The 14,639-nt window shown below is 66.1% G+C and carries 12 protein-coding genes; 3 read left to right on the forward strand and 9 right to left on the reverse strand.

All coding sequences use genetic code 11. The features are described from left to right. Window positions 1-12: 12 nt before the first annotated feature. Window positions 13-1,500 (reverse strand): anthranilate synthase component I family protein, encoded by a 1,488-nt coding sequence (locus DD559_RS06840; protein ID WP_116468526.1) that lies wholly within the window; start codon window positions 1,498-1,500, stop codon window positions 13-15. After that, window positions 1,497-3,437, reverse strand: coding sequence for a peptidylprolyl isomerase (locus DD559_RS06845; protein ID WP_240610151.1), 1,941 nt, complete (start codon window positions 3,435-3,437; stop codon window positions 1,497-1,499). The genes DD559_RS06840 and DD559_RS06845 overlap by 4 nt, the downstream gene beginning before the upstream one ends. 168 nt (window positions 3,438-3,605) lie before the next feature. Here DD559_RS06845 and tpiA point away from each other — a divergent pair, with 168 nt between their 5' ends. Together tpiA and DD559_RS06855 are read left to right on the forward strand one after the other, a co-directional pair. Then, window positions 3,606-4,352 carry a triose-phosphate isomerase gene (tpiA, locus tag DD559_RS06850; RefSeq protein WP_116468528.1) on the forward strand — a complete coding sequence of 249 codons (747 nt, stop codon included), beginning with the start codon at window positions 3,606-3,608 and terminating at the stop codon, window positions 4,350-4,352. Window positions 4,353-4,407: 55 nt separating this feature from the next. Next, on the forward strand, window positions 4,408-6,363 hold the full coding sequence (locus DD559_RS06855) for a putative bifunctional diguanylate cyclase/phosphodiesterase (protein WP_240610152.1): 1,956 nt from the start codon (window positions 4,408-4,410) through the stop codon (window positions 6,361-6,363). Here DD559_RS06855 and DD559_RS06860 read toward each other — a convergent pair. The 4 genes from DD559_RS06860 to rimO form a co-directional block, all read right to left on the reverse strand. Continuing rightward, complete coding sequence (locus DD559_RS06860; RefSeq protein WP_116468530.1) at window positions 6,341-7,735, reverse strand: leucyl aminopeptidase family protein; 1,395 nt, start codon at window positions 7,733-7,735, stop codon at window positions 6,341-6,343. The two genes, DD559_RS06855 and DD559_RS06860, sit on opposite strands and share 23 nt — an antisense overlap. Before the next feature lie 73 nt (window positions 7,736-7,808). After that, on the reverse strand, window positions 7,809-8,450 hold the full coding sequence (locus DD559_RS06865) for a hypothetical protein (RefSeq protein ID WP_116468531.1): 642 nt from the start codon (window positions 8,448-8,450) through the stop codon (window positions 7,809-7,811). Next, window positions 8,447-9,844 carry a serine hydrolase domain-containing protein gene (locus DD559_RS06870; RefSeq protein ID WP_116468532.1) on the reverse strand — a complete coding sequence of 466 codons (1,398 nt, stop codon included), beginning with the start codon at window positions 9,842-9,844 and terminating at the stop codon, window positions 8,447-8,449. The genes DD559_RS06865 and DD559_RS06870 overlap by 4 nt, the downstream gene beginning before the upstream one ends. 60 nt (window positions 9,845-9,904) lie before the next feature. Further along, window positions 9,905-11,236 (reverse strand): 30S ribosomal protein S12 methylthiotransferase RimO, encoded by a 1,332-nt coding sequence (gene rimO / locus DD559_RS06875; protein WP_116468533.1) that lies wholly within the window; start codon window positions 11,234-11,236, stop codon window positions 9,905-9,907. 114 nt (window positions 11,237-11,350) lie between these two features. Here rimO and DD559_RS06880 point away from each other — a divergent pair, with 114 nt between their 5' ends. Next, complete coding sequence (locus tag DD559_RS06880) at window positions 11,351-11,866, forward strand: GNAT family N-acetyltransferase (protein WP_116468534.1); 516 nt, start codon at window positions 11,351-11,353, stop codon at window positions 11,864-11,866. Window positions 11,867-11,872: 6 nt separating this feature from the next. Here DD559_RS06880 and DD559_RS06885 read toward each other — a convergent pair whose 3' ends face one another. From DD559_RS06885 to serS, 3 genes are read right to left on the reverse strand one after another with little or no spacing between them, the layout of a single operon-like run. Beyond that, the gene (locus DD559_RS06885) at window positions 11,873-12,217 is read right to left on the reverse strand and encodes a DMT family protein (protein ID WP_206364562.1); all 345 of its coding nucleotides are present in this window, start codon (window positions 12,215-12,217) and stop codon (window positions 11,873-11,875) included. 17 nt (window positions 12,218-12,234) lie between these two features. Then, window positions 12,235-13,002, reverse strand: a complete 768-nt coding sequence (gene surE / locus DD559_RS06890) for a 5'/3'-nucleotidase SurE (protein WP_116468536.1) — start codon at window positions 13,000-13,002, stop codon at window positions 12,235-12,237. Then, complete coding sequence (gene serS / locus DD559_RS06895) at window positions 13,002-14,282, reverse strand: serine--tRNA ligase (protein WP_116468537.1); 1,281 nt, start codon at window positions 14,280-14,282, stop codon at window positions 13,002-13,004. The genes surE and serS overlap by 1 nt, the downstream gene beginning before the upstream one ends. Between the last annotated feature and the right edge of the window lie 357 nt (window positions 14,283-14,639).

The following is a 14,639-nucleotide window of genomic DNA, read 5'->3' on the forward strand; positions in this document are numbered from 1 at the left end:
CGGCGGGCCGGCCTATTGGCCGAAGCCCGCGTCGCTGGCCCGCGCGATCGCTTCGCGCGCGGCGGCGAACAGTGCGCCGGACTTGGCTTCGCATTCACGCTGCTCATAGGCCGGGTCGGAATCTGCGACGATGCCGGCGCCCGCCTGTACGTGCATCACGCCGTCCTTCACCAGCGCGGTACGCAAGACGATGCACGAATCCATCGATCCGTCCGGCGAGAAATAGCCGACGCCGCCAGCATAGGGGCCGCGGGTCTCTGCTTCCAGCTCAGCGATGATCTGGCAGGCGCGCACCTTCGGCGCCCCGCTCACCGTGCCCGCCGGAAAACCGGCGAACAGCGCATCGATTGCGTCTGCATCGTCACGCAACCGGCCGACCACGTTCGACACGATGTGCATGACGTGGCTGTAGAATTCGACGGTATAGCTGTCCGTCACGCGGACGCTGCCGGGGGCTGCGGCGCGGCCGACATCGTTGCGCCCCAGATCGAGCAGCATCAGATGCTCCGCCCGCTCCTTGGGATCGGCGAGCAGGGCCGTGCGATTGGCTTCGTCCTCGGCGGCTGTGTGGCCGCGTGGCCGCGTGCCGGCGATCGGCCGGATGGTGATCTCGCCGTCGCGAGCGCGTACCAGGATTTCCGGGCTCGATCCCGTCAGGCTAAAGCCGGGAAGATCGAGATGATAGAGGAACGGCGAGGGATTGATCCGCCGCAGCGCGCGATACAGTTCGAATGGCGGCAGGCTGAACGGTGTCGTAAAGCGCTGCGCCAGGACCACCTGAAAGATGTCGCCCGCCGCGATGTATTCCTTGGCCGCGGTCACCATCTCGCCATAGCGGCCAGCCGGCAGAACCGGCGTCGGCTTGATCGCGATCGGGTCGGCACGCACGGGCGCAGGCAAGGCCGCAGTCGCCAGCCGGGCCGCGACGGCGTCGATCCGCTCGGCCGCGGCTTCCGGGTCAGCGCCCGGCCAAACCGGTGCAACAATGAACAGCGAATCCGCAAGTCGATCGAATACCAGCAATACGGTGGGCCGAACGAAGATCATGTCCGGCACGTCGATGGGGCTTTGTGCAGGACGCGGTAGCGCTTCAACCAGGCCGATCGTCTCGTAGCTGAAATAGCCGACCAGACAGGCAAGCGCGCGCGGCAGCGCATCCGGCACGTCCATCCGGCAATCGGCGACCAGCGCGCGCAGCGCGGCCAGCGGGGCATCGCCTGCGGTTTCGAACGCGAGGCGATCGGTGAGCCACTGGCGGTTGATCTCGGCATCCGTACCTGTCGAACGGAACACCAGATCGGGTGCGAGACCGATCAGGCTGTGCCGGCCGCGCACCGATCCGCCTTCGACGGATTCGAGCAGGAAATCGCCGCGGCCCGGCTCGATCAGCTTCAGCGCAGCGGCGACCGGTGTCTCGGTATCGGCAAGCTGCTGCCGCCAGACCAGGGCAGGGCGCCCGGCGGCGAGGGCGGTGCGTGCGGCTTCGATCCCCTGAATCACTGGCCGCCGGCACCCTGACGCTGGAGATCAGCGCGCAAGCGCGCGATCGCCTTTTCGTTACGACGGATCTTTACCGCCTGGGCAAGCGCGGCCGAGAACTGGCGCTCATATTCGGCGGCGCCGAGCTGGTTCAGCGCGTTCTGCAGCGGCTGGATCGCGGCGGCATCGCCAGCGGCGTTGCCCGGCTGAACCGTGTCGACATAGACGACATAATAGCCGCCGCGGTTCGGCGCTTCGACCAGACGGGCCGTCTTGACCGGCATGTCGAACGCCATCTGCAGGAACTTTTCCTTGTCGCGCAGTTCGCCGCGCTTGAGGTCGAAAGGCTTGGGCGGGGCGCCCTTGGTTACCCCGGCTTCGGCCAGTGCCTGCGCCATCGGAATGCCCTTCTGCAGCTTCGGCAGCATCGCCGTAGCTGCGGCGCGTGCCTTGGCCAGCGCCTGATCGAGCAGGTAATCGGCCTTCACCTTGCCTGCGATCTGCGCCAGCGGGCGCGGTGCTGCGGGAACGATGCGCTCCAGCGACACCAGCGCGAATCCGCCATCCTGGCCTATCGGCACCACTTGCGGCTCGTCGCCGGCCTGTTCGAAGCCGAACCCGGCCTTGGTGATTGCCGCCAGATTCGGGTCGGCGGGCACGTCCGGCTTGTCGGCATCGGTTCCCGCTGCGGTAAGCGCCGGCGTGCTGACTGCCGTCAGTTTGGCGTCGCGCACGGCTTCTTCAAAGGTCTTGCCGTCGCCGACGCCGTCTTCGATCGACTGGCGCAGCGTGCCGAGGAGCGCGGCAAGCTTGCGCTTGCGCACTTCCTCCGTCAGTTCGCCGCGCACCTGATCCAGGGTGCGCGCCGCGATGTTCTCCACCTTGGCCACGCGATAGACATACCAACTGGCGCCGAGCCGGGCCGGGCCCTGCACGGCGTTTGCCGGGGCCGCAAAGGCGGCGTCGGCAAAGGCCGCGGAGACCTGCTTTGCAGCAGTCGACTTGTCGGCTGCATCCAGCTTGCGCATTTCCAGGCCTGCAGCCTTGGCGGCGGCGGCAAGGTCTCCGGCCTTTGCCGCTTCGGCCACCTTGCGCGCCGTGCCCTGATCGATGGCTGCGACGAGATCGATCGTGCGCTTCTCCACTGCCGCATAACGGCTGGCGTTCTTCTTGAACGCGTCGGCGATTTCTGCATCGTTGGGCGTTGCCTGCGTCTGCAACGTCTCGGGCTTGGCGAGCGCATAGCGTATCACGCGCCGTTCCGGCACCAGATAGCGGGTGCGGTTGCGGCCATAATAGTCTGCCAGGGTCTTCTGGTCGGGATCGGCGCCAGGATCCATCGCCAGCGACTGGACGAAGCCGATCGTGCCGGTGCGGCGTTCAAGCAGCATCGAGGCATAGGGCAGCACCACGCCGCTCGGCGCTGCACCACGCATCGTTACCGGACCGATCAGCCAGGCTGCGTAGCGCTGGCTGGTCATCGCTTCGCGAAACTGTGCCGGCGTGATCTGATTCTGCGCGAGCAGGCCTTCGAACGTCTGCTGGCTGAACTTGCCGTCCATCCCGGCGAATTGCGGATTGTTCGCGATCGTTGAATCGATCACGCGCTTGCCGACGAACATGCCGCTGTCATGCGCGAATTCGCGGATCGCAGCGGACGTGATGGCATCGCCTACTGCCGCCTCGAATCCGCCTTGTTCCAGGACCTGCGCCATCGTTACCGCCTGGCCTTGCGCCTGCGCGCTCCGGATCAGCCGCTCGATCCGTTCCCGTACGTCCGCTTCGGTCACTTCGGTATCGCCAACCTTTGCCAGCGTCTTGCTGCTCGCCCCGGTGACGGAGTTGCGCAACCCGCTCAGGTCCCCCGCCGTAAAGGCGAAGGCGAGCAGACCAAGGAAGATGAACGCGACCACCACGCCGTAGCGCGACTTGGTGAACTTGCGGAAGGCGTTGAGCATGAAAAGCCGTTCGTTCGAGGATTTTTGCCACGCTTTAGGGTCCATCCTGTGGGACGGCAATGGCCGTCATCGCGTGGCATCTGGCCGTTGCCGCCAATGCGTGCCTTTGGTGCTTGTGCTGGACGACCGGTCCGGTATCGGCTGTTGGAAACGATAGGGGAGTGGAAGATGCGTCGGAAGCTGGTTGCCGGGAATTGGAAGATGCACGGTCTGCGTGCCCATATGGCGGAGATCGAAGCGATTGCGGCGGCCGCGGCCGCCCATCCGCAGGTTGATGTGTTGCTCTGCGTACCTGCCACCCTGATTGCACTCGCGGCCGAGGTAGCCGACAACCTTCCGATCGGCGCGCAGGACGTGCACGAGAACGATCTGGGTGCCCATACCGGCTGCGTATCGGCGCCAATGCTCCTTGAAGCGGGAGCGAAAGTCGTAATCGTCGGCCATTCCGAGCGCAGGGCGGACCAGCACGAGACGAGCCACGACGCATGGGCCAAGGCCGCGGCCGCGCGCCGTCATGGCCTTGGCGTGATCCTTTGTTGCGGCGAAACCGAGGCCGAGCACGATGCTGGCAGGGCCGAACGTATCGTCCAGTCACAGATCGAAAAGTCGCTGCCGGATGGGGCTGCGCCGGACTGGTTGACCATCGCCTATGAACCACGCTGGGCGATCGGCACGGGCAAGACCCCGACGCTCGAGGAAATCGCGTCCATGCACGCCATCCTGCGCGCCAAGCTGCGCGGGATGATCGGAGCGGCCGCCAACGACATGCGCATCCTCTATGGCGGTTCGGTAACGGGTTCGAACGCAGCATCGATCCTGGCCCTGGAGGATGTGGACGGCGCGCTGGTGGGGGGCGCCAGCCTGACGGCGGCGAAGTTCGTGCCGATCATCGAAGCGGCCGCACATATTGCGTAGCCGAAATTAACCAGTTGGGGGGAGTATCGCGCTACAAGGCGTCATGCTTTCGCGGATGCGCCTTGTCCGAACCGGACGAACAAAGCTGGATCGTGCCATTCTGACGGAGCAGTATCGCGTGCTCGGTCAGCAAGTTCCGCTGATGTACGTGCTGGTGTTCATCGATGCACTGTTCCTTGGCTTCGCGACTCACGGATCGGCATCCCCGCGATTGACCATCGGGGCGCCGCTCGTTCTTGGCATCGCGGCGGCGATCCGCAGCCTGTTATGGATTCGGCGGCGGCGGGATGTGATCCCGTCGTTGCGGGCGATCAGGCGGTACCTGATCGGCACGATCGTTGCCGCTGCAGTCCTCAGCCTGGCATTTGGCGGCTGGGCGCTCCTGTTGTTCCCCGAGGCTGACTTGGCGCGGCGCACCTGCATCGCCCTGTATATTTTCATCGGCGCGATCACCTGTTGCTATTGTCTGCAGACCTTTCCTGCGGCGGCGCGGCTTGTGCTTTGCTGCGGGGCGCTGCCGGTGACCCTGTGCCTGCTCGGGTCGGGGGACTGGTTTCTCACCGGGTTGGGGATCGACATGCTGATCGTCTCCGGCGTCGTGCTGCGCATGTTCGAAACGGGCTACGCCGGCTTTGTAGAGGTGATCGCCTCACGGGCGGACATGCTGGCGGAACAGCGCCGGGCGCGCCTTGCCGAACAGCGGGCACATCAACTGGCCTATCACGATCCGCTCACCGGCCTGCCGAATCGCCGTGCGCTTACCGAGTATCTGCGCGTCGCCGAGCACGAAACCTTCGGGCTGATGCTGGTCGATCTAGATCGGTTCAAGTCGATCAATGACGTGCACGGCCATCCGATTGGTGACCAGCTGCTGCGCGCGGTGGCGGGGCGGCTGAGCTGGGTCGTCGGCGTGGCCGGGCACAGCTACCGGCTAGGCGGCGACGAATTCGCGATATCGATCCCGTTCGCTGCGGGCGATCCGGATCGCGTTCGCAGCGTGGCCCATGCGATCGTGCGGGAAGTAGGGCGTCCGTTCCTGATCGAGGATCGGATGCACCATATCGGGGCAAGCGTGGGCATCGCCCTGTACCCGGACGATGGGCGGGAGGCCGACACGCTGATGCGGCGGGCCGATGTGGCGCTATACCAGGCGAAGGAAGCCGGTCGGGGCCGCTATTGTGCCTTTGCTGCGCAAATGGACGCGGAGATCCGCCGCCGCTCCAATATCGAGGCGGAGATGCGCGACGCCCTGATAGAAGGGCATTTCTATCCGCGGTATCAGCCGATCGTGGACCTGCGGACGGGGAATGTCCGCGGGTTTGAACTTCTCGCCCGCTGGCGGCGGGAGCAGGGCGAGATCGGCCCCGACCAATTCATCCCAATCGCGGAGGAGTGCGGGCTACTCAACAAGCTGATGCTCGATCTTCTCCTGCGCGCCTGTGCGGATGCGCGCGAATGGCCGGCGGCTGTCGGCATTGCCATCAACATCTCGCCCGGCCAGCTGCGCGATACCTGGCTCAGCCACAAGATCCTCTCCGTGCTCGCCCGCACCGGCTTCCCGCCGCATCGGCTGACGGTCGAGATCACGGAGAACGCGCTGATCGTCGATGCGGACAAGGCGCACCAAGCGATCGAATCGCTGAAGAACCAGGGCGTCCAGCTTGCCCTTGACGATTTCGGGACCGGCTATGCATCGATTCAGCATCTGCGGATGCTGCCGTTCGACAAGATCAAGATCGATCGGTCCTTCGTCGACTCGTTGAGCGAGGACGCAGAGGCGCTGCGGATCGTGCGCGCGATCCTCGGGCTGGCGGCGACGCTCGACCTCCCCGTGGTTGCAGAAGGGGTAGAAACCATCGAAGCGGCGGAAACCTTGCGCGCGCTGGGTTGCGCGGAAGGGCAGGGATACCTGTTCGGTCACCCGATGGACAAGGCCGAGGTCGAACAATGGCTCGCCGACGGCAAGGTGCCGCCGGCGGCCGAGCAGTTCATCCGCCGTATCGGTTCTTGAGCACCTTCCAGGTGGCGCGCAGGCTGACGGCCTCGGCGCCCTTGGGCCGACCCGGCTTGGCGCTGCTGTTCCAGCAGAAGATATCGAAATGCGCCCATTGCGCCTTGGCCGGGGCGAATTCCTTCAGGAACAGCGCCGCGGTGATCGCGCCGCCGAAGGGCCCTTCAGCGGCGTTTACCATGTCGGCGACGTCAGATTTCAGCAGATCCTTGTACGGATCGTAGAGTGGCATCCGCCAGATCGGATCCGACTCGTCCTCGCCGGCCGCCAGGATTTCCGCCGCCAGCGTATCGTCATTCGCGAACAGTGCCTGGAGATCGGCGCCCAGCGCCACCCGCGCTGCGCCAGTGAGCGTTGCGAAGTCGAACACCAGTTCCGGGTTTTTCTCTTCGGCCTTGGTGAGCGCGTCGCCCAAGATCAACCGGCCTTCGGCATCTGTGTTGCTGTTCTCGACGGTGATGCCCTTGCGCGAGATCATCACGTCGCCCGGCCGTGTGGCCTCGCCCGAGATCGAATTCTCGACCGCGGGGACGAGCATGTGGAGCCGCACCGGCAGCTTGTGTTGCATCACCAGCTCCGCGAGGGCGAGCGCATGGGCGGCACCCCCCATATCCTTCTTCATCAGGCGCATGCCCGATGCCGGCTTGATGTCCAGGCCGCCGCTGTCGAAGCAGACGCCCTTGCCGATGATGGCGATGCGCGGATGTTCGGGGTTGCCCCACTCCAGCTCGATCAGCCGAGGTTCGCGGCCCTTGCCGGCAGCTTGGCCCACGGCATGGAGCATGCCATAGCCTTGTGCAAGCTCGTCGCCTTTCACCACGGTCAGCGTCGCGCCATAGGCCTTGGCGAGTTCCGCTCCCGCCTGTTCGAGGTGCGCCGGGCTCATGTCGTTCGCACCGGTGTTGATCCGGTCGCGGAGCTTGAAGGTGACGGCGGCCATGCGCACGGCCTCCTCCATCTTCACCGGATCGCCGGTGAGCAGCACGCGCGGTCCCTGCGCCTTGGGATCGGCCTTTTTGTACCGATCGAACTTGTACTGCGCGACGAGCCATCCATAGATCGCTTTGCCCGGTTCGACGCCCTCCACGCGGTAGCTACCCTCGGGCAGCGTCTCTGCCAGCTTGGCGAGGCACCACGGCGAGAGCTTGTCGACATTGGCGACCACCGACACGACCGACCAGTCCTCCGGCGAGTCGCCGGGCAGGATCGCGCTCGCATAGCCGACCGGGGCCAGCTTCTGCGCGGCGGCCGCCGCGCGGTGGCGCGGTGGCTGCGCGGCGAGCCAGGCATCATAGCCCTTGGCGTCGATCAGGTGAATGGTGCGAGCGGCCTGGCCGCGATCGGGCTGAACGAGCGTGTTGAGATCCGTCATATGCCTGATCTAGGACGCCACGCGCCCCGCGCCTAGCCCGGACCCCCCTGGTTTTTTGGCCAGGGGCGTCGGATCATTTCGCCGCCGGCAACAACGTCTTCCACCGCGCGTCGAGCCCGGCTTGCGCATGGGCGCGCTTCACCTTCGCCACCAGCGAAATGCCGCGCAGGGTGACGCTGTGCCCGCCGAGGAACTTGCCCGAAATGGTATAGCCGACGTCGTACAGCGCCACGTCCTCATGTGGATCACCGTCGGCGAGGTACTGGGTGACGATCACCACCGGCAGCCGCTCGTCGCCGCGGCTGTTGTCGGGCAGCCCGGCGGCCTCGCGTGCCTTGATCAGCGCATGCTCGAACCAGCCGCCTTCGATGCGCGGCTCGCCGGTGGTCGCGGCGGGCGAGACGCCCAGCGAGGTCGGAAACAGGATCGTCTGGCTCTGCACCGATTGTTCGGACGCCGCGGGCTTGAGTGCAAGCGTCTGCTTGCCGCCATCGGCTGCCACCAGCACCAGCTTCGCCACCTTGGCGGAGGCGCGCTGCTCGGTCGCTGCCTTCTCGGCCTTGGTTTCCCGCCGATCGTTCCAGTTGTTCCACAGCGTCAGGCCGGAGATCAGCACCGCGGCGACACCCAGCACCTCGCCCAGCGTGACCCAGCGCTTACGTACCTTGGCGGCTTCGGCGCGGTCCTTGGCGCGGCTTTCGGCTTCGTCGCTCATCGCGGCATCACCAGGAACTGCTCGAACTTGCCGGTGGCGCCGGGCTCAGCATAGGTGATCGCGATAAGCTGGCGGTCCTTGTAGCGGATGCGATAGTTGCGGTTGACGAAGCCGCCGCGCAGCCGCGCCTTGCCGATCGGCTCGAACGCCAGCGGCTCACCCAAGGGACTCAGGCTGGCGCGGTAATCGCCGAGCGCGGTGGCATCGAAGAAATAGTTCGCATCCTCGGTCATCAGGCTGCGATCGGGGGTGCCGGTGCGGAGCTGATCGAACAGCGTGCGGGCGAGGGCATCGCGCTGCTGGTCGAGCGACGCGGTGGCCGGCTTTTCGACCGGCAGCAGCAGATCGGTGATGCCCTCCGCGATCGCTTCGTGCGCGCCGCCGAAATCGGCGCTGACCAGCGAGACCACGGCGAACCGGGCCTCCGGGATCACGACATTGCTCGAGAGGAAGCCGACGGCTTCGCCGCCATGCGAGATTTCCTTCTTGCCGCCATGCTCGCCGATCGAGACGCCGAGGCCGTAATGGGTTGGGGCGCCGTCGTTCAGCTTCACTTCGGTTTCCTGCACCGCCCAATCCTTGGCCGGCAGCACGGTGCGATCGATGCGGGCAATGTCCCATTTGGCGAGATCGGCGGCGCTCATCGCCAGTTCGCCCGCCGCCCAGAGCCAGCCATCCGCCGCCGGCTTGGCAGGGCGCACCGGGCCGAGCGCATAGCGGTGCGTGCCCTGCGGGAAGCCCTTGCCGATCGCCTTGTCCTGATCGACCGGGTGCATGCCCAAAGGCTTGAAGATCCTAGCATCCAGATAGTCGAGCAGCTTCTGGCCCGATGCCTTTTCGATGATCATGCCGGCGACGACATAGCCGGTGTTCGAATATTGCCAGGCGGTGCCGGGGGCGAAATCGAGCGGCTTCTTCGCCCAGCGATCGACGATCTGCTGCGGCGTGACCGGGGTTTCCATCGCCTTGAAGCTGTAATCCTGCGGCCAGTAATCCTGCAGGCCGGCGGTGTGGCTCAGCAGCTGGCGGATGGTAATCGTGTCGGCATCGGTGACGTCGGGCACCCATTTCGAGACCTTGTCGTCGAGGTTCAGTTTACCCTCGTCCGCCAGCAGCAGGATCGCCGCGGCGGTGAACTGCTTGGAGACCGACGCGATCTGATACCGGGCGTTGGCGTCGGGGCCGTTCCGGATGCCGGGCCCTTGGTCGCCATAGGCCTTGGTGAAGACGATCTTCCCGTCCCGCACGATCGCCACCGAGGCGGAGGGCACGCCGCTGCTCTTCAGCGCGTCGGCGACAATGGTATCGACCTTGGCGGCCTGTTCCGCCGTCAGCTGTTGCGCGGCGGCGGGGGAGGCGATCAACAGGGTGGCGGCAAAAGCGGAACGGAACATCGGGCCTCCGGGAAATGATCCCTGAGGCTTAGCCCGCGCCTCGCACCCTGCCAACGGCGATCAGGCGAGCGGCACGCCGTAAAGGTCGTGCTCGTCGGCATCCTCGATTTCGACGGCCACGATATCGCCCTGGGCCAGATGCCCGGCATCGCGCAGGAACACTTCGCCGTCGATCTCCGGCGCGTCGGCCTGGCTGCGGCCGGTGGCGCCGCCGTCTTCGTCGACGGCGTCGATGATCACTTCCAGCGTGCGGCCGATCTTCGCCTGGAGCTTGGCGGCGCTGATCGCGGCCGTCTTCTCCATGATCCGGGCATAGCGCTCTTCCTTGACCTCTTCCGGCACGGCGCCGGGGAGGTCATTGGCCGAGGCACCTTCGACCGGTTCGAAGCGGAAGGCGCCGACGCGGTCGAGCTGGGCTTCGTCGAGCCAGTCGAGCAGATATTGGAAATCCGCTTCGGTCTCGCCGGGGAAGCCGACGACGAAGGTCGAGCGGATCGCGATGTCGGGCGCGATTTCGCGCCAGCCGCGCAGCCGCTCCAGCACCTTGGCTTCGTTTGCCGGGCGCTTCATCGCGCGCAGCACATTGGGCGCCGCATGCTGGAACGGGATGTCGAGATAGGGGAGCACCAGCCCCTCCGCCATCAGCGGGATCACCTGATCCACATGCGGGTAGGGGTAGACATAGTGCAGCCGTACCCAGGGGGCGATCTGGCCGAGCTCGCGGGCGAGATCGGTCATGTGCGGCACCACCTCCCGGCCCTTCCAGGCGCGCGGCTCCTTGCGGATGTCGATGCCATAGGCCGAGGTGTCCTGGCTGATGACCAGCAATTCCTTGGTGCCGGCGGCGACCAGCTTTTCCGCCTCGCGCAGGATCGCGTCGGGGCGGCGGCTGACCAGGTCGCCGCGCAGCGACGGGATGATGCAGAAGCTGCAGCGGTGGTTGCAGCCTTCCGAGATCTTCAGATAGCTATAGTGGCGCGGGGTGAGCTTGAGCCCGCTGTCCGGCACCAGGTTGACGAAGGGCGAGGGCGGCATCGGCGCCGCATCGTGCACCGCGCCGACCACCTCCTCGTACTGATGCGCGCCGGTAACCGCGAGCACATTGGGGAAGCGGGCGCGGATGACCTCGGCTTCCTTGCCCATGCAGCCGGTGACGATGACGCGGCCGTTCTCCGCAATCGCCTCGCCGATCGCCTCCAGCGATTCTTCCTTGGCGCTGTCGAGAAAGCCGCAGGTGTTGACCAGCACGACGTCCGCGCCGGCATAGTCCGGTGACAGCGCGTAGCCGTCCGAGCGGAGCTTTGTCAGGATACGCTCGGAGTCGACCAGATTCTTGGGACAGCCGAGCGACACCATGCCCACCTTGGGGGCTTCGGGGAGTCGCGTTGCCATGATTGGTCGCGCACATAGGGCTTTCTGCGGAAATTGCCAGCCATGGGGCGTTTACGGATGGCCGCACCGCACCGCCATGGTACGGGCAGGCTGGCAACACCGGGAGATAGCGTCATGACCGCAACTACTGCCGAGCCTGTCCAGTTGGCGACCCGTTCCGGGCTTGTCATCGACGTGCGCACCGTGCGTCCCGATGATGAAATGCTGCTGACCGCGTTTTTCGATCATGTTTCGAACGAGGATCGTCGCTTCCGCTTCTTCACGGCCAGCCCGCACCTCCAGCCGCATCAGGCGGCGACGCTGATCACCGTCGATCATCGGCAGACAGAGAGCTATCTCGCCTTCACGGCGCAGGGCGAACTGGTCGCCTCGGCGATGCTGGCCTGCGACGACGCGCTGGAAACCGCGGAAGTCGCGATCTCGATCCGCGCAGATCGCAAGGGCCAGGGCATCGGCTGGAGCCTGCTCCACTACCTGACCGGCGAGGCCAGGGCACGCGGTGTCAAGCGGCTGCAATCGATCGAGAGCCGCGAGAACCATCTTGCGATCGAACTGGAACGTGAAATGGGCTTCATCGCGCGTCCGGTCGATGGTGATCCCAGCGTCGTCCTGCTGGAAGTTTGCTTTTGATTCCGATCAGGCGGGCGCGCGAAACAGGAAGAACGCGCCCGCCGCGATCAGCGCGAAGCCGATCAGGTGATTGGTCGTGATCTTCTGCCCCAGATACAGCACCGAGAAGCCTGCGAAGACGGTGAGGGTGATCACCTCTTGCATCCCCTTGAGCTGGGCGGCCGAATAGACGGCGCTGCCCAAACGGTTGGCCGGGACGGCGAAGCAGTATTCGACGAACGCGATGCCCCAGCTGATGACGATCACCAGCAGCAGCGGTGCCGATTTATACTTCAGGTGGCCGTACCACGCGAACGTCATGAACAGGTTCGAAACCAGCAGCAGCCCGATGGGCAGCAGGCGATCGATCATCGGCATGGGAAAATCCTTCAGCCAGTATATGCGCAGCGGAGGCGTTGCATCGATTCGCGGTGCGTGAGGTCCAGGTGAAGCGGCGTTACGGTCACGAACCCGGCCTCGATCGCTTCCAGGTCGGTGTCCGGCAGCGGCTGGTGCGGCAGTCGGCCCATCGCCAGCCAGTAATAGGGAAAGCCGCGCGGATCGAGCCGCTTGTCAAGCGCCACCCGGCCATAGTCGCGCAGGCCCTGCGCGACCACCTTGATCCCCCGCACCGCATCGGCCTCGATCGGCGGGAAGTTGATGTTGACTATCGTTCGCGGCGCCCAGTCGAGATCGAGCAGCGGCCGCAGCGCGCGTTCGCCCCATGCCTCGGCGGTGTCGAACGGCACCGCGTCCCCCATGCCGCTGCGGGCATAACGCTGGCTGAGCGCGACCGAGCGGATGCCCGCCAGCGCGCCCTCCATCGCCGCGGACACGGTGCCCGAATAGCTGACATCCTCGGCCAGATTGCCGCCGCGATTGACCCCCGAGAGGATCAGGTCGGGCTTGGCGTCGGCCATCACCTCGGCCAGCGCGAACATCACGCAATCGGTCGGCGTGCCTTTCACCGCATAGCGACCCTCGCCGTGACGGCGGACGCGGAACGGCTCGGTGAGGGTGAGCGAGCGGCCCTTGCCCGATTGCTCCTCCGCCGGCGCGACGACGGTGATGTCGTCGGACAGCGTCCGCGCGATCCGCTCCAGCACGGCTAGGCCGCGGGCGTGATAGCCGTCGTCGTTGGTGAGGAGGATCCGCATCAGCCGCGCGGTTCGAGCAGCGTGAGGCCGCCCAGATAGGGCTGGAGCACCGCCGGCACCGCCACCGCGCCATTCTCCTGCTGATAATTTTCCAGCACCGCGACGAGCGTGCGACCCACCGCCAGGCCCGAGCCGTTGAGCGTGTGAACGAAGCGCGTGCCCTTCTCGCCCTCGGGACGGTAGCGCGCATTCATCCGCCGTGCCTGGAAGTCGGCGCAGGTGGAGCAGGACGAGATCTCGCGATAGCGGTCCTGGCCCGGCAGCCACACTTCGAGATCGTAGGTGCGGGCGGCGGTAAAGCCCATGTCGCCGCTGCACAGCTTCATCCGGCGGAAGGCGAGGCCGAGCTTGGTCAGCACGTCCTCGGCGGCGGCGGTCATCCGCTCATGCTCGGCTTCGGACTGGTCGGGCGTGGTGATCGACACCATCTCGACCTTCTCGAACTGGTGCTGGCGGATGAAGCCGCGCGTGTCGCGCCCCGCGGCACCCGCTTCGGAGCGGAAGCAGGCGGTGAGGGCGGTCAGGCGGAGCGGCAGTTCCTCCTCGCTCAGGATCTTCTCGCGCACCGCGTTGGTGAGGCTCACCTCGGCGGTGGGGATCAGCCAGCGGCCGTCGGTGGTCTGGAACAGGTCTTCGGCGAACTTGGGCAGCTGGCCGGTGCCGAACAGCGCATCGTCGCGCACCAGCAGCGGCGGTACGCATTCCTCATAGCCATAGCTGCCGGTCAGCGTGTCGAGCATGAACTGGCCCAGCGCGCGGTGCAGCCGGGCGGCGGCGCCGCGCACAAAGGTGAAACGCGCGCCGGACATCGCCGCGCCGGTCTCGAAGTCGAGGCCGAGCGCCGGGCCGATCGCGTCATGCTCCCGGGCCGCGAAGGCAAAGCCGGGGACGGTGCCGCGCTCGTGCACGAACACATTGTCATTCTCGTCCAGGCCCTGCGCCACGTCCGGATAGGGCAGGTTGGGCAGCGCCGCGAGCCGGCCTTCCAGTTCCTCGCCCACGGCCTTTTCCTCGGCCTCCAGCATCGGCAGCCGTTCCTTGAGGATCGTCACCTCCGCCATCAGCGCGGCGGCGGCGTCCTCGTCCTTCTTGGCCTTGGCGGCGCCGATCGCCTTCGATGCTTCGTTGCGGCGCGCCTGGCCGGCCTGCAGCTCGGTCACCAGCGCGCGGCGGCGCTCGTCCAGCGCCAGCAGCGCCTCCGACTGCGGCTCCAGCCCGCGTTTGGCCAGGCCCTGGTCGAAGGTTTCGGGATGTTCGCGAAGGAAGCGGATGTCGTGCATGGCACCAGCCTATGGCGGGGGCTCCGCGGCTGCGCAACCCTGCTGGCGGGGCCGCCCAACACCGCGTTCCGGGAACCACGCGGTTGCCGGTCGCCAGGGCTCGGAGCGGATCACTCCTCGTCGTCGAGGCGGGCGGAACGATGCGAAGGCAACGGGCCAGGTGCATGTATTTTTTCGGGACGCTACTTCGCGCTTCTGCAGCTGTTCTTCTATTCGTTTGCCAATGCTGCGGGATATCCTATGGCTTGGATTCAGGCTCCGCTAATTTCCCCCTGACTACAGGGGATTGGCTTTGGTGGCTTGCAAGCATCCGCTTGTGAAGCGCCGAATGCGAAAGTATAGGGCCTGCGGGCAATG

Source organism: Sphingomonas pokkalii (assembly GCF_003096275.1).
In the GTDB taxonomy this organism is placed as follows: Bacteria; Pseudomonadota; Alphaproteobacteria; order Sphingomonadales; family Sphingomonadaceae; genus Sphingomonas; species Sphingomonas pokkalii.

Bases quoted from the DNA above. Each gene is read 5' to 3' on its own strand.
- surE (WP_116468536.1), bottom strand. From the start codon at position 13,002: ATGCGGATCCTCCTCACCAACGACGACGGCTATCACGCCCGCGGCCTA.
- serS (WP_116468537.1), bottom strand. From the start codon at position 14,282: ATGCACGACATCCGCTTCCTTCGCGAACATCCCGAAACCTTCGACCAG.
- DD559_RS06865 (WP_116468531.1), bottom strand. From the start codon at position 8,450: ATGAGCGACGAAGCCGAAAGCCGCGCCAAGGACCGCGCCGAAGCCGCC.
- DD559_RS06885 (WP_206364562.1), bottom strand. From the start codon at position 12,217: ATGATCGATCGCCTGCTGCCCATCGGGCTGCTGCTGGTTTCGAACCTG.
- DD559_RS06860 (WP_116468530.1), bottom strand. From the start codon at position 7,735: ATGACGGATCTCAACACGCTCGTTCAGCCCGATCGCGGCCAGGCCGCT.
- DD559_RS06855 (WP_240610152.1), top strand. From the start codon at position 4,408: ATGCGCCTTGTCCGAACCGGACGAACAAAGCTGGATCGTGCCATTCTG.
- DD559_RS06870 (WP_116468532.1), bottom strand. From the start codon at position 9,844: ATGTTCCGTTCCGCTTTTGCCGCCACCCTGTTGATCGCCTCCCCCGCC.
- DD559_RS06880 (WP_116468534.1), top strand. From the start codon at position 11,351: ATGACCGCAACTACTGCCGAGCCTGTCCAGTTGGCGACCCGTTCCGGG.
- tpiA (WP_116468528.1), top strand. From the start codon at position 3,606: ATGCGTCGGAAGCTGGTTGCCGGGAATTGGAAGATGCACGGTCTGCGT.
- DD559_RS06845 (WP_240610151.1), bottom strand. From the start codon at position 3,437: ATGCTCAACGCCTTCCGCAAGTTCACCAAGTCGCGCTACGGCGTGGTG.
- rimO (WP_116468533.1), bottom strand. From the start codon at position 11,236: ATGGCAACGCGACTCCCCGAAGCCCCCAAGGTGGGCATGGTGTCGCTC.